Raw genomic sequence first — 21,967 nt, 5'->3', positions numbered from 1 at the left:
AATAATCAGCCCATGGGACAGCCGACGCCGCTTGTCGAGATCGAGCACGCGACCGTGCGCTTCGGCACGACGCTTGCCCTTGACGACGTTGCCTTGCGCCTTTACCCGGGCGAGGTGCACTCGCTCATGGGTGAGAACGGTGCCGGTAAGTCGACGCTCATCAAGGCGCTGACCGGTGCCTTGCGCTTGGACTCAGGCACGGTCACTCTTGCGGGCGAATCGATGCACTTTGCGACGCCTCATGACGCTCATGAGCATGGCATCTCCGCCGTCTATCAAGAGATCAACCTGCTACCGAATCTGTCCGTCGCCGAGAACATCAGGCTCGGTCGCGAGGGCCGGCGCTTTGGGCTGATCTCCCCTCGTCGCATGGAAAGGGAAGCAGCGGAGGTGCTCGCTGACCTTGGCCTGTCGATTGACCCGCATTCTCCGCTGGGTTCGCATCCCGTGGCAGTACAGCAGTTGGTCGCCATCGCTCGTGCCATCTCCACCGACGTGCGCGTGCTGGTGCTCGACGAACCGACCTCGAGCCTTGACAGTGACGAGGTCGCGGAGCTCTTCCGCGTGATTCGCGATCTGAAGCAGCGCGGCGTCGCCATTTTGTTCATCAGCCACTTTCTCGACCAGGTCTACGAGATCTCTGACCGCATCACGGTGCTGCGAGACGGGGCGCTCGTCGGTGAGTATCTACCCACCGACCTGCTGCGCATCGACCTGATGCAGAAAATGCTGGGGCACGACGCCCCGGCGCTCACGGCGAGGCCGCGGCCCGCGTCGGCAGAGGCGCCCGCCGAACCGTACTTGAGTGCGAGAGGTGTGACGTCTTCCCTCGGCATCGTTGACGCGGACGTCGACCTCGCCGAAGGCGAAGTGCTGGGAGTCGCGGGGCTGCTCGGCTCCGGACGTACCGCGCTTGCTCGCGCGCTCACCGGCGTCGACAGGCTTGACCGAGGGGCCTTGAGCGTCGACGGCAAGGTTCTTCACTTCGATTCGCCGCGCAAGGCGATGAAGCACCACGTGGCCTACTCCTCGGAGAACAGACGCACGGAGGGAATCGTCGGCGACCTCAGCGTGCTCGACAACATCACGCTGGCGCTGCAGGCTCAGCGAGGGGTGCTGCGCAAGATCCCCCCTGCACGCCAACGCGAACTGGCTGCAAGTTGGGCCGAGGCGCTGCGCATCCGTCCTGGGGATCTCGACCGGCCTGTGCGCACGCTGTCGGGAGGCAACCAGCAAAAGGTGATGCTCGCCAGGCTGTTGGCACTTTCTCCCCGTGTGCTGGTGCTTGACGAGCCGACACGAGGCATCGATGTCGGCGCCAAGGTGGAGGTACAGAACCTGGTGGCCGACCTCGCTACGAACGGCCTATCGGTAGTCTTCATCTCAGCAGAGCTCGAAGAAGTGCTGCGGGTGAGCGACCGCGTCGCCGTGCTACGGGACGCGCGCATCGTTGACACGATGGAATCCGCCACGCTGACGGTCGATGCCGTGCTCGCGCTGGTGGCTCGTCCAGAGTCGATGGAAGAGGGAGAGTAGCTGTGGCGACGCCGGAGGCAGGACGGGCAGCCAACATCTTTGATGTGGCGCGCCTCGCTGGCGTCTCCCACCAGACGGTCTCCCGCGTCATCAATGGCCTGCCCAACGTGCGTCCGGCGACGAAAGAGCGTGTCGAGAAGGCGATGGCGCAGTTGCGCTACAGCCCGTCTCCCGCGGCACGGGCTCTCGTCACAAAACGCACGCGCACGATCGGCCTCATCACGCCCGCGGCCGTCGATTTTGGCCCCAGCTCCATTGCCTTGCACTTCACGATGGCCGCACGCGCGGCACGCTACAGCGTGGACACGATCAGCACGCCAGACGGCGACCCCGCCGCATGGCGTGCGGCGCTGGAGACGCTCTTGCGTCAGCGGGTCGACGCGATCGTTGTCAACGTGGCAGACACGGCGGTGCTCGAACTCGTGAGCGGACTTGAGGTGGCGATTCCGCTCGTGGCAGCTGGTTCGTCGCCGCGCAGGGGACCGCGGCTCGTCTCGATCGACCAGTACAGGGGCGCGCGGCAGGCGGTCAGACACCTAGCGGAACTCGGCCATCGGCGCATCCTGCACGTCGCCGGTCCCGCCAGTGCAGGGGACGCAGCCGAGCGAGTCCGCGGATGGCGAGACGAGCTCGCGGAGCACCGGCTGGAGGCCGTGGACCCCTTGCACGGAGACTGGTCAGCGGCAAGCGGTTACCGCGTTGGCCTTGAGCTGGCCGTTGAGTCTGGCACCGCGATCTTCGTGGGCAACGATCAGATGGCCATTGGCTTGATGTCTGCGTTGCGACAGCGGAAGCTGCGGGTGCCAGACGACGTGAGCGTCGTCGGCTTCGATGACATCCCCGAAGCGGGCTATCTCGACCCGCCGCTGACCACCATCCGTCAAGACTTCGAGGCGCTTGGCAAGATGATGATGCAGAAGGTGCTGGTGGGCCTCGAGGAGTCCGACGCCGACGGCTCGGATACCCCGCTGCCCACAGAGTTGATCGAGCGCGCTTCCACCAAAGCCCTGGAGCCTCGCGCAGTCAAACTCGCCTGACGGCAGGCGGCGTAGGCGTCTCTAGCAGGGTCTTTGACGTGAGCCGGGGCCGCTGAGAGCCTGGAAGTGCTCGCCATGGAAGGCGGGCGCGACGCCGAGGTGAGGAGAAGGGGCATGGGCAAGCAACGCGCGATGAAGGCGAACCTGACGGGATGGGCGTTGGTGGCGCTCGTACCCTTGCTTGTTGCCTGCGACTCGGGCTCCGTCGAAGAGGTGGTCAACGACCAGGTGGAGGATTCCGTAGAGAAAGCGATTGAGGACTCCGCCACGGCCGATGGCGGCCAGAATCTCGACCTTGACATTGGTGGCGATGCTGCAGTGCCGGACAGCTTCCCCTCTGAACTTCCCCTTCCTGATGGAACCCTCGTCGCCTCCGTCGCCATGGATGAGGGCTGGCAGCTGAGTTACCAGGTCCAGGGCATTTCCGAAGCTGAGGCGCTCGCGGCCCACTTCACGGACGACGGCGCGTACGAGCAGGTCCTGTCGTCTGCCACTGGCGGCATCCAGACCTGGGTGTTCACCGGACCCACGTACAGCGTGACGATCGGCTTCATCGAGGACGGAGCAGAGTCGCAAATGAGTTACTTAGTGGTACCCACCGAAGGCTAGAAGCGGAACGCCTCGACTTGGGTGCGCAGGTCCGTTGACAACTGCGCAAGTTCTGACACCGAAGCTCCAATCTGGACCAGTACGTTCGACGCGTCGGTGGTGGACTCCGCCACGTGCGAGATGTTGACGGCGATCGTCCCCGAGCCAGTTGCGGCCTCGTTGACTCCCCGACTCATTTCTTGAGTGGTGGCGGCTTGCTGTTCGACGGCGGAGCTGATCGTGATCTGGTAGTCGTTGATCTGCTGGACGATGCCGGCGATTCGCGAGATGGCTTCGACGGCACCAGCGGTGTCTTGCTGAATGGCATCAACCCGGTGGGCGATGTCTTCTGTCGCGCGAGCGGTCTCTTGGGCGAGTTCTTTCACTTCGCCGGCGACGACGGCGAAGCCCTTGCCGGCCTCTCCTGCACGTGCAGCCTCGATGGTCGCGTTGAGGGCGAGCAGGTTCGTCTGCTCGGCAATCGACGTGATGACCTTGACCACGTTGCCGATCTCGACGCTCGACACACCGAGCTTCTCCACTTGGGAGTTGGTGTCGGCGGCGACGACGGTGGCTTCGGTGGCTACCTTCGATGCGGCTGCCGCGTTTTGGGCGATCTCTCCGATGGATGCGCCCATCTCTTCCGCGCCGGAGGCGATCGACTGGACCGTGATGCTGACCTCATTCGCGGCCTGCGATGCTGCGGCCGCCTGGACAGAGGTTGACTGTGCGCCAGCGGAGACCTGTGCGTTTGCTGCGGAGAGTTCGTCGGCGGCGGTGGCGACCGTTTGGGCGGAAGCGACGACGGAGGCCATCGTCGAGCGCAGCGATTTCTGAGCGGACGTAAGGGCAGTCGCCATCTCGCCCATCTCATCGCGATCCTTGACACGAGCCTCGACCGTCAGGTCGTTGTCGGCGAGCGCCGTGAGCGCCGCCTGCACCGTGCGGACGGAGCGGCGGATCCGGCGAGCAACGAACACCCCTGTCGCGGCTGCTGCAACGGCGCCGACGGCCATGAGGACGCCTACCAGGATCGCAGCCCTACCAGCCGCTGCAGATGCCTCGTCCGAACTTGCCTTCAACTCCGCGTTGACGCCATCGGTGAAGACAGTGATGCTCTCCACGAGCGTGGCGCCAGCGGCTGCCGACGACGAGTCGCGCACCTGCGCAAAGGTGTCGAGGTCTCCCTCGATGGCAGAGGGAAGGAGTTCGTTGGCAAGGTTGTCCGTGTAAGCCGCCCACGCCGAGTTCAGGTCCTCAACCCCCACGGGTTCAGCATCGAACTGCTCGCGGTAGGTCTCCTGGAACGCGAGGAAGGAGGCCTCGAAGGCGGCGAAGGCGTCTTCGACAGCGACCATTCGCGCCGCGCGCATGTCTTCGGGGTATGCCCCCACCACCGACACGTTGTTGCGGGCGGCCCATAGGGTGTTCTGGAGGTTGACGAGCGCCGAGCTGACAGCCTCTTGCTGCGCCACAATGCGCTCTGTCTGGCTCTGGCCGCGAGTGATCTGCTGCACCGCGAGAGTGTTGACGGCAGCGCCCAGCACGACGGCCACTCCCACGGCGCTGAGGATCTTGGCCGTCAGTGTCCAGCGAGGTATGCGTGATGTAGCCACGGTCTTGTCCAGTCTGGTGAGGGAACCACTCGCGCAGTCGCAGATCGCGAAGCGCGTGGTGTCCGCGTCGGTACGCATGCGGCGCTTGCGCACCGCACTCATGTGATCCATCGACAAGGAGAGGCTCCGTGACAGAAGTCAAGGGGGCCAACGTCCCGTTTGGCGGCTGCAGAGCGCCTCCGCCGCCAGATTTCGGGACCTAGGGCCCGCGACATGCTGCGGCGCGCGGTCGAAGAGGGATAGGGAGAAATGCGCGTATCACGTTGACCGAGTCCGACGGAGGCTCGTCGCAGCACGTCGACGCGGGGAAGAGCGGAACCATGACAGCGGTGCCGAACCACGCGCAGCTTCTCGAGGCGATGCCGGACGGCATGTATGTCGTTGACCTCAACAGGACCATCACCTTCTGGAACGGCGCCGCCGAGCGCATCACCGGCTACGACGCTACGACCGCCGTTGGCCGCATGTGTGGGGACGGCCTGCTCAACCATGTAAATGAGTCCGGCGAGTCGATGTGCGGACACCTGTGCCCGCTGATCGACACCATGAACGACGGTGTCTCGCGGTCGGCCCGAGTCTTCTCGCACCATCGCGACGGGCACGTCGTGCCCATCCTGGTGACCTCCGGAGCGCTACGCGACGAGGCGGGCCGCATCGTCGGCGCTGTCGAGACGTTCAGAGACGATCGTCAGAGCCGCGAGGCGGAAAGCCGGCTCCGCATCACGGAGCGCTTGGCGCTGACCGATGCGCTCACCGGCGTGGGTAACCGCCGCATGATGGACCGCAGGCTGAGCGAGAGGCTCTCCGCTGCCACGGAGCACGAACGATTCGCCCTGATGGTGATAGACCTCGACCGTTTCAAGGCGATTAACGACGCGTATGGACACTCATGGGGAGACCGAGCCCTTTCCGTCGTCGCCCGCACGTTACGCGCGGTGGTCGGAGACGACGGCGACGTCACCAGGTTTGGCGGAGATGAATTTGTCATCGTCACCGGGACGATGTCTGCCGAGCGCGTGAGCAACCTGGCTCGCGACGTCAAGAGCGGAGTCAATGCCTCGTGGATCGAGGGCCGCCAGTCGCCGCTGCGGGTCAGCGCGTCAGTCGGCGTCACGCTCAGTTGCGTCGGCGACACGGCTGACTCGATGATGAGGCGCGCCGACGATGCCATGCTGAAGGCGAAGCGGAGCGGCGAGACGGCACCGTTGGTGGTGGAGTGCCCCCGGCAGGATTCGAACCTGCGACCATCGGATTAGAAGTCCGGTGCTCTATCCAGCTGAGCTACGAGGGCTAGGGGCCCTTGAGGGGCCCTCTATAGGGTAGCGGCGCGCGGAAGTGGTGCGTCGACGGCGCGGTAGCCTCTTGCCTGGCACGTGAGGAGGCAGGCTAGCACCATGGACTTTAGACCGATCAAGACGTGGTCGTACCCTGGCGCGCTCCTTGACGCGCTGGTGGACACGCGTCGGGTCGTTGTCGACGTGCAACTTCCGTTGCCCACTGGCAAGGAGCAGGAGGCCAACGCGCTCGTCGAGCAGATGGTCGACCAACTCGACCACCACCTGATCCCGCGCGTGCGCGAGGAGGCCTCGCCTGCGATCGTCGTGGTGGGCGGGCCGACGGGTGCGGGCAAGTCCACCGTCGTCAACGCCTTGCTGGGCGAGACCCTGACCGCCTCAGGGGTGCTTCGCCCCACGACCAAGATGCCGCACCTCTTTCACCATCCCCTTGACGGCGCCGTGCTCGACGAGGTCGCGCGCAAGGCGGCTGTTCACGCCTCTGAAGCCGTACCGCGCGGTCTCGCGATCGTTGACAGCCCTGACCTCGACTCGGTGCGTGGCGAAAACCGCGAGGTGGCCGCCGATCTGCTCGAGGCCTCTGACTTGTGGCTGTTCGTCACGACGCCTGCGCGGTACGGCGACGCGGTGCCGTGGAACGCGCTACGCAAGGCGAGCGATCGAGGGGCATCAGTAGCCATCGTGCTCAACCGCGTCACGCCCGACGTTGCGGCTCAGATCAGGCGGGAGCTCGTGGCGCGCTTGGCGCAGGAAAGGCTCGAGAGCCTGCCCCTCTTCGTCATCCCAGAGGACGCGGAGGCCGACATCCCCCGTGACGTCGTGGGTGGTCTTGGCCGCTGGCTCGACACGGTGGCCGCGGCGTCGGTCGACACCATCGTGGAGCGCACCTTGCATGGAGGCATCGAGTCACTCAAGGAGTGGCTCGAGCAGTTGGCGGAATACATGGACGATCAAGCGTCGGCCGCAAAGGATGTCCGGGCGGAGGTGCGCCGGTGTGCCGCGAAGGCCGAGGTGGGGGACGGCGACGACTGGCACCTCACCATCGGCAAAGGACCCGTCGAGTCCCGGTGGCGTCAGGCAACGGCCGAACGCGGCTCCCTCTTCCGCGTGAGCAACTCGATCTGGGTGAAGCGCCGCAGTGCACGGGAAGCCCGCGACGCCACCTTCGTGGAGATCAAGGCCGACCTGCTTGCCGCCGTGGAGGCGGCGCTGTCGCACGCGGCGGCGTCGGCAACCGACCGGATGATGGTGTCGCTGAACTCGGCTGACGGCGGAGTAGGGCCGTGGCTCGCAGAGCAGCGAGACCCGCGCGACGCCCGAGTGGTGCGCGAGCGGCGCGCGGCCGACGCTGCACGCCATTGGCTCGATGCCTGCGCCACGCTCGTGGCAGAGCTACCTCAGTCTGGTGGCGGTCTTGCCGTGGTGGGGCAAGAAGGATTCGCGATCACTCTCGCCTCCGCGGCAGTCGGAGTCGACTCCGCGAACGCAGTGCTGACGGTCTTGGCGCGCGACACCGCTGCTGGCGCGATCGGCGCCGCGCGCGAGGCGCTCGCAGCGGCCCGCCGGTTTGTCATCAACAAAGAAGCCCTTGACATGATGAAGCCGACCGACCTGGTGTCTCTCAGTTCCGACGCCTCATCCAAGGTGCGGTTGCGCCGCGCCGAGCTGAGGGCGCTGCTGTGAGCCCCACGTTCCAACAACTGCCGCCCCGCACTGAGACGACGCAGTTGCAGGCCAGGGTCGATCGCCTCAAGGCTTCCATGGAGTGGGCCGCTGAAGCGGTCGACGCAGACGTGCGCGACGAAGTATGGCGCACCATCAAGCGTTGCGACGAGCGCCTCGAGTTGGGCGTCGATCACACCGTCGTTGCACTCGCTGGTGGCACCGGCTCTGGCAAGTCGAGCCTCTTCAACGCCGTGGTGGGCAAAGAGTTCGCTGTGGTCGGCGTCGCGCGGCCGACGACGGCCGAGGTGTCGGCAGCAGTATGGGGCCGTGCGGACAGGCTGCTGTCGTGGCTCGGAGTCGATTCCGAGCGCAGGCTGACGTTCGACGGCTACCGCGACGGCGAGATGGACGGGGTAGTGCTCCTCGACCTTCCCGACCATGACTCCGTGAATTTGGCCAACCGCGACACGGTCGACAGGGTCGTGCCACTCGCGGACCTGATCGTGTGGGTTGTTGACCCGCAGAAATACGCCGATCACGCTTTGCACTCCGCCTACCTCAAGGTCGCGTCCGACCATGGCCAGCCGTCGCTGATCGTGCTGAACCACGTTGACAGGCTGACAGAGGCCGATGCCGCCGCCGTGGCAAACGACTTGTCGCGACTGGTGAGGGAAGAGGGCATCGAGGACGCGCCTGTGATGCGGGTGAGCGCCCGCACGGGAAAGGGTGTCAAGGCTTTGCGGGCCGAGATCTCTGGGGCTGCCGCGACGCGGTCAGTGGCGGCAGAAGCGGTCCGCGCCGACTTGATCGCCGCTGGTCGAGCGCTCGAGGGTGCGCTGTCGAGAGACGCGGACCCCGAGCTTCCCGACGTCGACGGACTGGTCGCGGCGTGCGCGCGCGCCGCAGGTATTGAGGCAAGGGCCGACGCTGCGGCCGCGGTCGCTGCCGGCAGGGCTGTCGCTGTTCCTGACGCTCTAGGCGCGTCCTTGGCCGCCGTTGAGCAGGTGCGGCTCGAGTGGGTGGACGCTGCGACGGCTGGATTGCCCGTCGCGTGGCGCATCGTCGTGGACGATGCGGTGATGCCTGCCGCGGCTCTCGCGGACGAGATCGAGGCCTCGCTCGCTGCCGTCACCTGGCCGCCCGTTGACCCGCCCAAGGGCATGCGAGGGCTCGTCTCGCGTGCGTCGAAGGGACGCGCGGCAGGAAAGGTGGTGCGGACGTTGGGGCGCGAGGCGATCATGTCAGCCGTGGTACCGCACGTGGTCGAGCCGACCGACCTCATTCATCAGGCCTACCGGAACCTCGACGAGCTCACCGAGTTGTCTTAGGGTCTCGCCCAGGCCTCGTCTCCTGGCGTCGTGCCCAGGCGGCTCGCCACGGCGCCGTCCACACATTGAGCGACTTTCCCCGGCGCTTTCGTCATGCGCGATCCACCCTGGATACCGACGCCGCACACGTGGCGCAGCATCTGAGGAGGACGCGATGAACGATTTGACGATGACGGTGGCTGGCTGGGTCGCTACGGACCCCCGCCACGTGGTGGGGCCGACGGGTACCCACCTGACGAGCTTTCGGCTGGCATCCACCAGCCGCTACTTTGACCGCGACAAGAACGAGTGGGTCGACGGGCAAACCGAGTGGTTCACTGTGCGGACCTTCAGGGGAGCATCGATCACCGTGAAGGACTCGATCGAGAAGGGCCAGCCGGTGGTGGTCCAGGGTCGTTTCCGTACCAACGAGTGGGAGGCAGACTCCGGTCCGCGCACGGACCTCATCATTGATGCGGTGAGCGTGGGGCATGACCTGACGCGCGGCATCGCCAAGTTCACGCGCGCGACGGGTGACCCTGCCTTGGAAGATCCGCGGGCGAAGACGCCGGAGCCGCCCGCCTCGGACGCAGACGCGGTGGCGACGGGGGAGAGCGCAGAAGATCCCTTCGGGCCCGACGCAGCGATGGGGGACGAGGCGGAGGGGGACGAGGCGGTGCAGGACGAACCTGTCGGCGCGCTCGCCTGAGCCTCGCAACGCGGCGGGGCGCCTGCAAGAGGGCCGGCGCCCCGAACCCGTTGACATCGGGCCGCGGCGGCGCCGCCACAGCGTAGGCTTGGACCCGGTTCCGGCGACCGCACGTCGCCTCGTCTACAACATTCGGAGCGGTAGTGGCTGAGTTCATCTACACCATGCACAAGACGCGCAAGGCGCACGGCGACAAGGTCATTCTCGATGACGTGACGATGGCCTTCTACCCCGGCGCAAAGATCGGCGTGGTGGGGCCAAACGGAGCGGGTAAGTCGACCATCCTCAAGATCATGGCCGGCATCGAGCAGCCTTCTAACGGAGAGGCCCGCCTCAGCCCCGGTTACTCCGTCGGCATCCTCTTGCAGGAACCGCCGCTGAACGAAGAGAAGACGGTTCTGGGCAACGTCGAGGAGGGTGTCGCCGAGATCAAGGGCAAGCTCGATCGCTTCAACGAGATTTCCGAAGAGATGGCCAACCCAGACGCCGACTACGACACGCTCCTTGCCGAGATGGGGACTCTGCAAGAGGAACTCGATCACGCGGACGCGTGGGACCTCGACTCGCAGCTCGAGCAGGCCATGGACGCGCTCCAGTGCCCGCCGCCCGACGCAAACGTGACGACGCTGTCAGGCGGCGAGCGCCGCCGCGTCGCGCTGTGCAAACTGCTGCTCGAGAAGCCGGACCTGCTGCTGCTCGACGAGCCCACCAACCACCTCGACGCCGAGTCGGTGCTCTGGCTTGAACAGCACCTGTCCAAGTACAAGGGCGCCGTCATGGCGGTCACGCACGACCGGTACTTCCTCGACCACGTCGCCGAGTGGATCTGTGAAGTCGACCGCGGACACCTGTATCCCTACGAGGGCAACTACTCGACCTACCTCGAGAAGAAGGCGGCACGCCTCGAGGTCCAGGGCAAGAAGGACCAGAAGCTCCAGCGACGCCTGAAGGACGAACTGGAGTGGGTGCGCCAAAACGCCAAGGGTCGCCAGACCAAGTCGAAGGCGCGACTCAACCGCTACGAAGAGATGGCGGCAGAGGCCGACCGGATGAAGAAGCTCGATTTCGAAGAGATTCAGATCCCGCCAGGCCCTCGCCTCGGCAACGTCGTGCTTGAAGCCAAGAACCTCAAGAAGGGTTTTGGCGACCGCACGCTGATCGACGGACTGAGCTTCTCGCTGCCCCGCAACGGCATCGTCGGCGTCATCGGGCCCAACGGCGTCGGTAAGACCACGCTGTTCAAGACGATTGTGGGCTTGGAGCCGCTTGATGGCGGAGAACTGAAGATCGGCGAGACCGTTCAGGTCTCGTACGTGGACCAGTCGCGCGGCGGGATCGATCCCAAGAAGTCGCTGTGGGAGGTCGTGTCCGACGGCCTCGACTACATCAACGTCGGCAGGGTCGAGATGCCTTCACGCGCCTACGTAGGAGCCTTCGGTTTCAAGGGTCCCGATCAGCAGAAGGCTGCCGGCGTGTTGTCCGGTGGTGAGCGTAACCGCCTCAACCTGGCGCTCACGCTCAAGGAAGGCGGCAACCTGTTGCTGCTCGACGAGCCGACGAACGACCTTGACGTCGAGACCCTCGGCTCGCTCGAGAACGCGCTCCTGGAGTTCCCTGGCTGCGCCGTGGTGGTCTCTCACGATCGCTGGTTCCTCGACCGCGTGGTGACGCACATCTTGGCGTACGAGGGCACCGAAGAGAACCCGGCGAACTGGTACTGGTTCGAGGGCAACTTTGCCTCGTACGAGGCCAACAAGATCGAGCGGCTCGGCGAAGAGGCCGCCCGACCTCACCGCGTCACGTACCGCAAGCTCACGCGGGACTAAACGCAAGCGTCGTTCAGGTGTCGTGGACGATGACGGCGTGCTCGTCGCGCTCGTCATCGTCGCCACCTGCTGGGTAGTGTGACGCCTCTGGGCGCCTGATCAAGTGGATGGTGCTGGCGATGAGCCCGCCCCACACCAAGACGGCGGCGAGCACAAAGAGGATGATCGCGGATGGGGTCATGTCAGTTCTCCTCCTTGGCGGCGACCGCGGGGTAGGGCGGCCACGGCTCGATCTCGTCTTTGTTGCGGTGCCAGGGCAGGGCGGTGGCCACGACCGTGATGACGCCTAGCGCGATGAGCACGCCCCAGCCCATCACGAGCAGGAATCCGGCGGGGTACCCCTCGTACCCTTCCGTTGCGACCTCCACGATGGCGCGCACCAGCATGAACCCCAACACGGCGGGCACCACAACCCCCACGAGCCCAAGCCAGATTCTGCCAAGGCGCACGGTCGAGACGGCGTTCAGGTGCGCGAGCAACTCAGGCCCGCGCCTCAGGACCCACACGGTGAGCACCGACATGATGACGGCTGAGCCGACCACGCCGATGTTGTTGGTCCAGTGATCGGCCGTGTCGAGAGCCCATAGACCGGACGTGGTCGAGAACAGCGCGAAGGAGAGCGCCGCGGAGACGGTGCCTAGTGCGAGCGCGCCTGAACGCGGAGTAAGACCGAACTTCTCCTGCACCGCCGCCGAGGTGACCTGCAGAATCGACAGCAGCGAGGTGAAGCCAGCCAGGGCGAGCGTGCCGAAGAAGAGAGCGCCGACGACGGCGCCGCCAGGCATTTGAGACAAGATGGCCGGGAACGTGACGAACGACAGCCCGATGCCGGAGATGGTCTCCAGTTCGGCGACAGGGATGCCTTGCTGGAAGGCAAAGAAGCCGAGAGTCGCGAACACGCCGATGCCTGCGAGGAGTTCGAAGGACGAGTTGGCGAAGGCGACCACCAGGCCGGGCCCGGTGAGGTTGGCCTTGCGGCGTCGGTAGGACGCGTACGTGATCATGATGCCGAAAGCGATCGAGAGTGAGAAGAAGATCTGACCGTACGCGGCGATCCACACGTTGGGGTCGGACAGCGCGCCCCAATCGGGTGTGAAGAACGCGTTGAGGCCGTCGACTGCGCCGTCAAGGAACAGCGCGCGCACGACGACCGCGCCGAACGTGAGTGCGAGCAGCGGCATGATGACCACGTTGGCACGCTCGAGGCCGCGGCTCACTCCGAGCGCCAGCACCACGATGGCGGCGATCCACACGATGGCAAGGGGGATGGCCACCGAGGCGACGATATCGCCGGTGATGGACACCTCAGATGACGCCTCAAGGTAGTCACCAAAGAGGAAGCCCTCAGGGTCGTCCCCCCACTTCAGGTCGAAGGAGAAGACGAAGTAACTGAGCGCCCAACCGATGATCGCCGTGTAGTACAGGCCAATCACGAAGGACATGGCGACCTGGAACCAGCCGAGGGACTCCGTCCACCGGCCCCAGCGTCCACCCAGCCGACGCAGCGCCAAGGGCGCCGAGCCGCGGAAGCGGTGACCGATCGCGTAGTCGAGAAACAGGATCGGGATGCCCGCAGTGATGAGCGCGACGAGGTAGGGGATCAGAAACGCGCCGCCGCCGTTCTCGTACGCGACGCCAGGGAAGCGCCAGATGTTGCCGAGGCCGACGGCCGAGCCGATCGCGGACAGGATGAACCCCGTCTGTCCCGTGAACTGCTCGCGCGGCGGGTTCGTGGCCTGCTCGGTAGATGCCGACATGTCGCTCCCTCGTGATGTGGCCGTCACCCTAGCAGCGCGGGCCCCGCTCCCTCTAGGCCGTCGTGCCTCGGAGCTGCCTTGCGAGGGCCAGGGAGGGAGGCAGGGAGCGCGGCCGGAGTCGGTCTTGTGGGAAGGAACCACGGTGACGTCGCGTTCACCCTGCGGGAGGTAACACCATGAAGAGACTGATCAAGCGCTGGACTGTTGCAGCAATTGTTGTCCCTGCGGTTGCCTGGGGGCTCGGGGCGGCAGCAGACAAAGTCGCGGAACGCCGCGGCGGTGACTCGAAGGCCGTGAAGGGCCTGAACTTGGGAAGCAGACTGTTGCGGAAGCGCTAGCGCTCCTACCCCCATCAACGACGAAGCGCCGGCCACCGCAAGGTGACCGGCGCTTTGCCGTGTGAAGCGGGGGACAACTCACGCAGTGAGCGAGTCAACCCACTCCTGGTTCGCGGCGATCCAGTCGCTCACGATCCGGTCATAGTCGCTCTCGCCCTCTGCGGCCTGGAGCTGGTTCTCCAAGTCATAGAGCAGGTCAGAGGACATGGTGAAGTTACCCATCCACTCGGCGACCTCGGGGAAGTCCGTGGCGAAGCCGGTGCGCGAGTAGGTGTAGATCGACTCGGCGTCACCCAGCGTGCCCTCGGGGTCTTCGAGGTTCTTCAGGTCGTAGGCGCCGTAGGCCCAGTGGGGCTCCCACAGCGTCACGATGATGTTCTCGCCGTCGGCCATGGCCGAGTCGAGTTCGGCCAGCATGGCGGGCGTCGACGAGGTGAGGAACTCCATGTCTTCCAGGCCGTACGTCGGGATGACGTTGTCCTGAACGGCGCCGGTCAGACCGGCACCTGGCTCGATGCCCACGATGCGGTTGTCGAACTCCGCCGCGACGGCGGGGTCTGACAGCTCGGCGAGCGAGTCGATGGGAGCGTCGGCGTTCACGGCGACCGTCAGTGCGGCGCTGTCGAACCAGGCGCCGACCTCTTCGATGTCGTCACCGAACTCGTCGAGGTAGTCGGCGTGAGTGGCGGGCAGCCACACGTCGGTCACCAGGTCGTAGTCGCCGTCGGCAACTGCCTGGAACACGGGAGCGGGGTCTGCATACTCAAGAGTGACGTTGTAGCCCTTGTCCTCGAGAATCTGCTGCCACAGGAGTGACGAGGCAAGCGACTCGTCCCAGCCGTTGAACACGGCCATGGTGATGTCGCCGCCCGCAGCGGGAGCGTCCTCGCCGCCAGTGGCTGGCGTGGTCGGGTCTGCCTCTTCCGACGAGCAACCGGCGAGCACGAGGCTCGCGGCGGCTGCCGTGGCGAGGAGCGCGGTAGAGCGCATCTTCATATGTGTGTTTCCTTTCTTGACGAGGAGAGTTTCCCCACGTCTTGAGCATCAGTTGCCAGATACGGTCTGGCGGATGCGCGCGGCTGCCTGGTGGGGCTGCCGCGAGGTCTGGTGGCGGACGCGGCTAGCGCCCTGGTTGACGGCGGTTGCCCGAGTGCTCCGCCAGGATCCGCTCGGTGTCCTTGCCCGCGGTGGATTCGGTGGGGCTCTCCCCACCACCCGAGAGCTGGCTAAACCAACGAGCCATGAGCGCACGGCCGCGCCTGTTACCGAACGCGCCGGTGAAGCGATCGAGCACGATCGCGAGGATGACCACGGACATGCCTGCCTCGGCACCGATTGCGATGTCTAGTGCACTGACGGCCCGCGCCACGTCGCCTCCGAGACCGCCGGCACCGACCATCCCGGCGATGACGACCATCGACAGGGACAGCATGATGACCTGGTTGACCCCAGCCATGATGGAGGGCATCGCGAGGGGCAGCTGGATCTGGCGCAAGATGCGTCGAGGTGATGCGCCAAAGGCCTGTCCAGCCTCGACGACTTCGCTGTCGACCGTGCGAATGCCCAACTCCGTGAGCCGCACGCCGGGTGCGAGAGAGAACAGGACGGTCGCAAAGATGCCGGGCGCGACGCCGATGCCGAAGAAGGCAATGGCGGGGATCAGGTAGACGAACGCTGGCATCGTCTGCAGGAAGTCCATGATGGGCTTCACCACCGCGGAAACCGTCTTGTTGCGCGCGGCCAAGATGCCGAGCGGGATGGCCACGACGAGCGCGAGGAATGCAGACACGATCACCAGGGAGATGGTGTCCATGGCGTTGTCCCACTGATCGACGCCAATGATGAACAGCAGGCCCAAGACGGTGCCAAGCCCAAACTTCCACCCGCGGGCGATCAGCGCGAGTAGGCCCATCACGATGATGACGACGATGGCTGAGGGCGTGGTGAACAACCAGTTGACGGAGTCGTACAGCAAATTCCAGAGGTCGCCGAGGAAGGTCAGGAGCCAATCGAGATTGTCCTCGATCCATTTGGTGCTTGACTCGACCCACTTGCCGAAGGGAATGCGGAAGTCGATCATGAGTTGGCCTCCTCGACCGTGAGGGTGCCCGAGTCGACGGCGGCCTCCAGGGCCTCGTCAACCACGTGCGTCGGCAACGGATCGGGACGCGGGCTCGCGAGCGCGGCCGCTTCAGGCTCGCCGCCGAGGGTGGCCAGCAGGGTGACGCGTGGGATGACCCCTACGAGCCTGCCCTTGTCGTCCATCACGCCGAGCGGAAGCGCCGACTCAAGCGCGGGGATGAAGAGGTCGGACAGTGCGGTGTCGGAAGGCACGGCGCCGTGATCCTCCCGCACAATGCTGGAGAGGTCCTTCTCGCCCTTGCGGACCAGGTCGAGGGCGTCGCGGTCCGATACCCAGCCGACGAGCGTGCGGTCGCGCTTCAGCACGTACACGCCGCTCAGCTGTTCGTCGCGCATGGCCTTGAGTGCACCGTGTGGCCCAACCGACGAGTGAATGACTGCCCGCGGTTTGCGCATGACCGACTCGGCCGTGAGCACGCGGGTGCGGTCGACGTCTTGAACGAACTGCTCGACGTACTCGTTGGCGGGGTCGGTCAGGATCTCCTCTGGCGTGCCGATCTGGACGATACGGCCGTCGCGCATGACGGCGATGCGGTCGCCCAAGAACATGGCCTCGTTGAGGTCGTGAGTGATGAAGATGATGGTCTTGCCGAGCGAAGACTGAAGCTCGAGCAACTGCTCTTGCATCTCGCGGCGGATCAAGGGATCGAGCGCGGAAAACGCCTCGTCCATGAGCAGGATCTCGGTGTCCGCGGCGAGCGCGCGGGCGAGGCCCACGCGCTGCTGCATGCCGCCGGACAGTTCGTTGGGGTGCTTGTCTTCCCAGCCGCCCAGGCCGACTACTTGGGTGACCTGACGGGCTTTTTCCTCGCGCTCGGGGCGAGGGACCCCTTGAATCTCGAGTCCGTAGGCGACATTGTCCAGCACGGTGCGGTGGGGCAACAAGGCAAAGTGCTGGAAGACCATGGACATGCGCTTGCGGCGGATCTCGCGCAACCGCTTGGGGGCTGCTCCAGTGATGCTGTCAGCGCCGATCTCCACCGTCCCTGACGTGGCCGGTTGGAGGCCATTGAGCGTGCGAATGAGCGTGGACTTTCCTGAGCCAGACAGGCCCATGACCACGAAGATCTCGCCGCGCTTGACCTCGAAGGAGGCGTCGATCACGGCGGCGGTGGTGCCTCCGCCGAGTCGGTCGCGGGTGGCGCCTTGCTGGAGTTTGCGCACAGCAGCGTCCGCGTGTTTGCCAAAGACTTTGTACAGGCCGGTGGCTTTGAGCGCGATGGTGTCAGTCACGTGATCCTCAGGCGAGCGGCCCGTGGGCACACTCATGTCGCGGTCGCTCCTGACCACGAGGGACTCGCAGCCGTCGGACGGCAATCACGGACCCGCAGCCCCGATGGCGGGGCCTGCGTAGCCAGGTTTGTGCACCTTCGCTACGAAGCGATGGACGGCGACCTGGGCTTTGTCGTAGTCGTCACGGAAACGCTTAGCGCATCAACACGACGACCTATCGACGGTAGCAAGGTACCGCCCATGAGGCAAATATGCCTGGTAATTGGGCTACTAGTGCCCGCCGGGCATTCGTAGCATTCCCTCTTGCGCGACGGAGGCCACAAGTCGGCCGTCCTCGCTGAAGACCCACGAACCGCACAAGCCTCTACCGCCCTGGGCGGTCGGTGCGTCTTGAACGAACAGCAGCCATTCGTCGGCCCGAGCGGGACGATGCCACCACAGCGCGTGGTCCAAACTGGCGAAGGCCATGCCAGGCGTCGACCACGAGGCATCATGTCGCCGTAGTGCAGGCTCCAGGATGACCTGGTCTGAGCCGAAGGCGATAAGCGCACGGTGCATCAGGTCGCTCACGTCGAGAGTGCGCCGCACCCGCATCCACGCCGTTTGGTACTGCTTGGGGGCCTTGTCGGCGTGGACAAAGATCGAGCCTTCCACGTGCCTCACGTCGAAGGGTGCAGAGTTGAGCCAGAAGTCGGCGGTGGCGTGTCCCGCGAAGGGGCCAAGGACATCCATCCCTGACGGCAGCGCGTCCGGGGGCGGCACCTCTGGCATGCGCACCGAGTGCTCGGGACCCTCTTGAGCCTCTTGGAATGAGGCAATCATGGACAGGATCGGCTTGTCGTCCTGGAAGGCGTGAGTGCGGCGCGCGGAGAACGATCTGCCGTCGCGAAGGTCCTCGACGTCAAACCGGATTGGTCGGCTGGCGTCTCCCGGACGCAAGAAGTAGCCGTGCATCGAGTGGACCGCACGCGAGGCGTCCACCGTGTGCCCTGCCGCGACGATGGCCTGGGCGATCACTTGACCGCCAAAGACGCGCCCGCCCGGCATCGGCAACGAGTCGCCCTCGAAGCTGGAATCGCCCAGCTTGCGAAGGTCGAGCGCGCCGAGTCCGGCGGCAACGGCGGCATCACCCCAGGTGTCTTCCACATGATCCATGGTTCGAGGCTACCTGGCCGCTGTGCGGTCGCGAACGCACCGCGCTTCTGTTGTCACGCTTCCGGAGTGGGGTCGAAGGTGTTGATCATGGAATGCGCCGCGCGCTCGAGGTAGTCGAGCAACGTGGCCTGGTGCAGGGGAGACATGTCGGACGCCTCGACGGCCGCGCGCATGTGCGAGACCCAGTGGTCGCGAGCCTCAGGGTTCACGTGGAAGGGCTGGTGGCGCATGCGCAGTCGCGGGTGGCCGCGCTGGTCCGAATAGGTCGTAGGGCCGCCCCAGTACTGCTCGAGGAACATCGTGAGTCGTTCCACCGCCCCGTCCATGTCGTGAGCCGGGTACATCGGCGCGAGGATGGGATCCTCACGCACACCGTCGTAGAACCGCCGAACAATCGCGGCGAACGCTTCGTGGCCGCCAGCAGCCTCGTAGAAGCTCTGGCCCTCTGCTTGAGGGGCGGCCGTGCCGACGTTCATGCCGGGAGTCGCCTCGCGTTCGGGCACGCTTGAGCTCATTCGGACGTGCCCTGGCCGGCCGCGCCCTTGGTGGAGCGTTTCGCCCTTGGCTTGGTCGCGGGCGGGGTGGGCGCGTCGTTGCCGACCAGGAGCGTCTGATCGGGAACCGCCATGCGGATCCCGCGCTCATCGAAGATACGTCGCATCTCGAGCCTGACCTTGCGCATGATGTCCCACTGCTTAATCGGGGCCACTTGAATCATGAGGCGGATCGCGACGCTGTAGTAGTCAAACGACTCGATACCAGGGACCTCTGGCTCCGACAAGATGGCCTTGTCGACGTCTTCATCCGCCTCGCGGGCGGCGGTCACTGCGTCCAGCAAAGCCTGACGCGCCACATCCAGATCGGTGTCATAGCTGAGTCGCACCTCGATGAACACCCTCGACCACAGGCGAGTCATGTTCCCCACGCGGTGGATTTCGCCGTTCGGGACGTACCAGACGGTGCCGTCCAGCGAACGCAACCGGGTGGAACGCAGGCCGACCTCTTCCACCAGTCCGGAAGCCTCGCCAAGGTCGACAACGTCGCCGACGCCGTACTGGTCTTCGATCAACATGAACAGCCCGGAAAGCAAGTCCTTCACGAGTGACTGGGCGCCAAAGCCCAGCGCGACGCCCACGATTCCCGCCGAGGCAATGAGGGGCCCCACGGGAAGCCCGACGAGGTCGAGGAGCATGACGGCCACGACCGCGATGATGACCACGATGAGGCCCGAGTTCAGGACGGCGCGAATCGTTCCCGCGCGCTGACGGCGCCGTTCCGCTTCGAGCCTGACCTCTTGAGGGTCGACCGGGGGAAGGTTCAGCTTGGCTCGCTCGAGAGCCTGGCGCGCCTTTCGCCTAAACGGAAGCCCTGTCTCGATGCTGCGCGTCACCGCGCGAATGGCGATGCGACCGATGACCCATACGAGCAGCGCGCCGACGATGAGGATGCCGATGCCGAGCGCCTTTCCGCCGAAATCGCTGAGCCAACCGACGGAAGCTTCGTCGGTATCGGCGGCAGCGTCGGCGGCGGTCAGAACGAGGGTGTGGAAGGAGGCATGCATCTTTCCAGAGTAATGGCCGCGGCGAGGCCTCCCGCAATGGGCACCAAACCTGGCAGGATGAAGACCGTGAGCGATGAGGGGCACGAGCAACAGCCGTCAGAAGCACTGGCGACGCTTGCGCGCGCCTGCGGAGTGGCGACCGACGTCCACCTGATCGACGGCACCCACAAGCGGTGTTCGCGCGGTGCGCTCGTGGCCATCTTGGGCGCTATGGGCATCGACGCCCACGACGATGACGCATGTCGCGCATCGTTCGAAGCGCTCAAGGACTACATCTGGACCCGGATCGTGCCGCCAGTGACCGTGTTGCGTGAGGGCCAGTCGCGCGAGATTCCCGTGCACTTGCCGCACGGATCGTCCGTGAGCGTGACGCTCCGGACGGAGGCAGGCGTTGAGCACCCGCTCGAACAAGTCGACAGGGTGGTCGAGCCGCACGGTGTCGGCTCGATTGCCGTGGGCAGGGCGACGTTCAGGATTCCTGGGGACCTGCCGCTCGGCTGGCACATCGTGGAGGCGACCTTCCCTGGCAGGCGCGGTCGCGGCTACGTCGTGGTGACCCCCGAGCGTCTGGAGGTGCCAGAGGCAATCACGGCGCGGCGACCCTGGGGCTTCATGACTCAGTTGTACTCGCTGCGCTCCAGCCGATCGTGGGGGATCGGCGACCTCGGAGACCTGGCGGACCTGTGCTCGCTCGCCAAGATCAGGGCCGGCGCTGACTTCGTCCTCATTAATCCTCTGCACGCCAACGAGGCTGTGCCTCCGCTGAGCCCTTCGCCTTACCTGCCGTCGTCGCGGCGCTTTCTCGCGCCGATGTACATCCGGGTCGAAGACATCCCAGAAGTCGCGTACGTGCCGTCCCAACAGCGGGCAGTGATCGAGTGGGAGTCGGAACGCCCGAGTCGCAACAACAACACCGACGAATTGCTGGATCGGGACGAGGTGTGGCGCGCCAAGCGTGCAGCGCTCGAACAGGTCTTCGCGGCTCCGCGGTCTCCCGGGCGCGAGGCGCAGTTCGAGGCGTTTTGCATGCGCGAAGGCAAGGCGCTCGAGGACTTCGCTACGTGGGCCGCCCTGTCGGAGGAGTACAACGGCGTGACGTCGTGGCCAGACGAGCTGGCCACCGCGTCGGCCGCGGCTGTCTCCGCCTGGCGAGATGAGCATCCTGAGCGGGTGCTGTTCCACGCGTGGCTGCAGTGGATCGCCGACGAACAGGCCCGTCACTCCCAGTCGACCGCGCGCGGGGCCGGTATGAGCATCGGCGTTGTCACGGATTTGGCCGTTGGCGTCCACCCATCCGGTGCCGATGCATGGAGCCTTCACAAGGTGCTGGCCAGCGGAATCAGCGTGGGCGCCCCGCCGGACGGCTTCAATCCTCAAGGACAGGACTGGTCGCAACCGCCATGGCAACCGCGTGCGCTCGAAGCCGCGGCGTACGTGCCGTTTAGGGACGTCGTGCGAGCCGCCGTGAGGCACTCCGGCGCCGTGAGGGTCGATCACATTCTTGGGCTCTTCAGGCAGTGGTGGATTCCTGTGGGCCATGGTTCAAACGACGGCTCGTATGTCCAGTTTGATCACGAGGCTCTGGTGGGCATCCTGATTCTTGAAGCGCACCGTGCAGGGGCCATCGTGATTGGCGAAGACTTGGGCACTGTCGAACCATGGGTGCGCGACTACTTGAGCTCTCGGGGAGTGCTGGGCACGTCGGTGCTGTGGTTCGAGCGCACGCATGACGGCGGCTTCACTCCGCCCGAGGACTATCGGGCGGACGCGCTCGCCACCGTCACCACCCACGACCTACCCACCACCGCGATGATGGTTGCGGGGGCACACGTCGACTTGCGCACAGAACTCGGACTGGTGTCCGACCCGACCGCGGCTGTCGAGCAGGCCGCCGACGAGCTCCGGCGGCTCGTCGCGCTGCTGCGCGAACGTGACTGGGTGATCGAGGACTACGAAGAAGAGGACCTCATAGCCGGTGTGCACCGCATGGTCATGGCGTCTCCCGCCGTGCTCACCGGCGTTGCCATCACGGACGCCGTCGGCGACATGAGGGCCCAGAACGTGCCAGGCACGTTCGAGGAGTACCCCAACTGGAGTTTGCCGCTCACCGATCGTAACGGCGTGCCGGTGCTGCTTGACGATCTCTTCGACCACCCCCGCATGCGGCGCCTGATCGCCGCCATTCGCGCGGCCCGCTCCTAG

The 21,967-nt window shown here is 65.6% G+C and carries 19 protein-coding genes and 1 tRNA gene; 10 read left to right on the top strand and 10 right to left on the bottom strand.

Annotation, left to right across the window (positions count from 1 at the left end):
* Positions 1 to 12: 12 nt before the first annotated feature.
* The 3 genes from LGT36_RS07690 (at position 13) to LGT36_RS07680 (ending at position 3,182) form a co-directional block, all read left to right on the top strand.
* The gene (locus tag LGT36_RS07690; protein ID WP_226097234.1) at positions 13 to 1,536 is read left to right on the top strand and encodes a sugar ABC transporter ATP-binding protein; all 1,524 of its coding nucleotides are present in this window, start codon (positions 13 to 15) and stop codon (positions 1,534 to 1,536) included.
* A 2-nt stretch (positions 1,537 to 1,538) separates the two neighbouring features.
* Positions 1,539 to 2,573, top strand: coding sequence for a LacI family DNA-binding transcriptional regulator (locus tag LGT36_RS07685; protein ID WP_226097235.1), 1,035 nt, complete (start codon positions 1,539 to 1,541; stop codon positions 2,571 to 2,573).
* Positions 2,574 to 2,687: 114 nt separating this feature from the next.
* Complete coding sequence (locus tag LGT36_RS07680; RefSeq protein ID WP_226097236.1) at positions 2,688 to 3,182, top strand: hypothetical protein; 495 nt, start codon at positions 2,688 to 2,690, stop codon at positions 3,180 to 3,182.
* Here LGT36_RS07680 and LGT36_RS07675 read toward each other — a convergent pair.
* Entirely contained in the window at positions 3,179 to 4,879 is a 1,701-nt protein-coding gene (locus LGT36_RS07675) for a methyl-accepting chemotaxis protein (RefSeq protein ID WP_226097237.1), read from the bottom strand. The genes LGT36_RS07680 and LGT36_RS07675 overlap by 4 nt on opposite strands.
* 218 nt (positions 4,880 to 5,097) lie before the next feature.
* Between LGT36_RS07675 and LGT36_RS14225 the strand changes: the two genes are divergently transcribed.
* Positions 5,098 to 6,033 (top strand): GGDEF domain-containing protein, encoded by a 936-nt coding sequence (locus LGT36_RS14225; protein ID WP_226097246.1) that lies wholly within the window; start codon positions 5,098 to 5,100, stop codon positions 6,031 to 6,033.
* Here the strand turns inward: LGT36_RS14225 and LGT36_RS07670 are convergent.
* Positions 5,995 to 6,068 (bottom strand) — tRNA-Arg (locus tag LGT36_RS07670). The genes LGT36_RS14225 and LGT36_RS07670 overlap by 39 nt on opposite strands.
* 103 nt (positions 6,069 to 6,171) lie before the next feature.
* Here LGT36_RS07670 and LGT36_RS07665 point away from each other — a divergent pair.
* The 4 genes from LGT36_RS07665 to ettA all read left to right on the top strand — a co-directional run bounded on the left by LGT36_RS07665 (position 6,172) and on the right by ettA (position 11,579).
* Positions 6,172 to 7,755 (top strand): GTPase domain-containing protein, encoded by a 1,584-nt coding sequence (locus LGT36_RS07665; protein WP_226097238.1) that lies wholly within the window; start codon positions 6,172 to 6,174, stop codon positions 7,753 to 7,755.
* A complete protein-coding gene (locus LGT36_RS07660) occupies positions 7,752 to 9,065 on the top strand; it encodes a GTPase (RefSeq protein ID WP_226097239.1) in 1,314 nt (437 codons plus the stop codon). Before LGT36_RS07665 ends, LGT36_RS07660 begins: the two co-directional genes overlap by 4 nt.
* A 154-nt stretch (positions 9,066 to 9,219) precedes the next feature.
* Positions 9,220 to 9,753, top strand: coding sequence for a single-stranded DNA-binding protein (locus LGT36_RS07655; RefSeq protein ID WP_226097240.1), 534 nt, complete (start codon positions 9,220 to 9,222; stop codon positions 9,751 to 9,753).
* Positions 9,754 to 9,896: 143 nt separating this feature from the next.
* Complete coding sequence (gene ettA, locus LGT36_RS07650; protein ID WP_226097241.1) at positions 9,897 to 11,579, top strand: energy-dependent translational throttle protein EttA; 1,683 nt, start codon at positions 9,897 to 9,899, stop codon at positions 11,577 to 11,579.
* Positions 11,580 to 11,592: 13 nt separating this feature from the next.
* Here the strand turns inward: ettA and LGT36_RS07645 are convergent, their stop codons facing one another.
* Together LGT36_RS07645 and LGT36_RS07640 are read right to left on the bottom strand one after the other, a co-directional pair.
* Positions 11,593 to 11,760 carry a methionine/alanine import family NSS transporter small subunit gene (locus tag LGT36_RS07645; RefSeq protein WP_226097242.1) on the bottom strand — a complete coding sequence of 56 codons (168 nt, stop codon included), beginning with the start codon at positions 11,758 to 11,760 and terminating at the stop codon, positions 11,593 to 11,595.
* A gap of 1 nt (position 11,761) precedes the next feature.
* On the bottom strand, positions 11,762 to 13,336 hold the full coding sequence (locus LGT36_RS07640; RefSeq protein ID WP_226097243.1) for a sodium-dependent transporter: 1,575 nt from the start codon (positions 13,334 to 13,336) through the stop codon (positions 11,762 to 11,764).
* 176 nt (positions 13,337 to 13,512) lie between these two features.
* On the opposite strand from LGT36_RS07640, the gene LGT36_RS07635 reads away from it, so the two are divergent.
* On the top strand, positions 13,513 to 13,674 hold the full coding sequence (locus tag LGT36_RS07635; RefSeq protein ID WP_226097244.1) for a hypothetical protein: 162 nt from the start codon (positions 13,513 to 13,515) through the stop codon (positions 13,672 to 13,674).
* Positions 13,675 to 13,752: 78 nt separating this feature from the next.
* Here the strand turns inward: LGT36_RS07635 and LGT36_RS07630 are convergent, their stop codons facing one another.
* The 6 genes from LGT36_RS07630 to LGT36_RS07605 all read right to left on the bottom strand — a co-directional run bounded on the left by LGT36_RS07630 (position 13,753) and on the right by LGT36_RS07605 (position 19,765).
* A complete protein-coding gene (locus LGT36_RS07630) occupies positions 13,753 to 14,670 on the bottom strand; it encodes a glycine betaine ABC transporter substrate-binding protein (protein WP_226097245.1) in 918 nt (305 codons plus the stop codon).
* A gap of 124 nt (positions 14,671 to 14,794) precedes the next feature.
* Positions 14,795 to 15,754 (bottom strand): proline/glycine betaine ABC transporter permease, encoded by a 960-nt coding sequence (locus LGT36_RS07625; RefSeq protein ID WP_226264488.1) that lies wholly within the window; start codon positions 15,752 to 15,754, stop codon positions 14,795 to 14,797.
* A complete protein-coding gene (locus LGT36_RS07620) occupies positions 15,751 to 17,085 on the bottom strand; it encodes a glycine betaine/L-proline ABC transporter ATP-binding protein (protein ID WP_226095528.1) in 1,335 nt (444 codons plus the stop codon). The genes LGT36_RS07625 and LGT36_RS07620 overlap by 4 nt, the downstream gene beginning before the upstream one ends.
* Before the next feature lie 234 nt (positions 17,086 to 17,319).
* Entirely contained in the window at positions 17,320 to 18,204 is an 885-nt protein-coding gene (locus LGT36_RS07615) for an acyl-CoA thioesterase II (protein WP_226095529.1), read from the bottom strand.
* A gap of 53 nt (positions 18,205 to 18,257) precedes the next feature.
* Positions 18,258 to 18,680, bottom strand: a complete 423-nt coding sequence (locus tag LGT36_RS07610; protein WP_226095535.1) for a globin — start codon at positions 18,678 to 18,680, stop codon at positions 18,258 to 18,260.
* Between the two features lie 35 nt (positions 18,681 to 18,715).
* Positions 18,716 to 19,765, bottom strand: coding sequence for a mechanosensitive ion channel family protein (locus tag LGT36_RS07605; RefSeq protein WP_226095530.1), 1,050 nt, complete (start codon positions 19,763 to 19,765; stop codon positions 18,716 to 18,718).
* 57 nt (positions 19,766 to 19,822) lie between these two features.
* Between LGT36_RS07605 and malQ the strand changes: the two genes are divergently transcribed.
* A complete protein-coding gene (gene malQ / locus LGT36_RS07600; RefSeq protein WP_226095531.1) occupies positions 19,823 to 21,967 on the top strand; it encodes a 4-alpha-glucanotransferase in 2,145 nt (714 codons plus the stop codon).

Origin of the sequence: Demequina sp. TMPB413 (genome assembly GCF_020447105.2) — a bacterium.
GTDB lineage: Bacteria > Actinomycetota > Actinomycetes > Actinomycetales > Demequinaceae > Demequina.
Note: the sequence above shows the minus strand (reverse complement) of the source record. Positions and strands in the feature narration are given on the sequence as shown.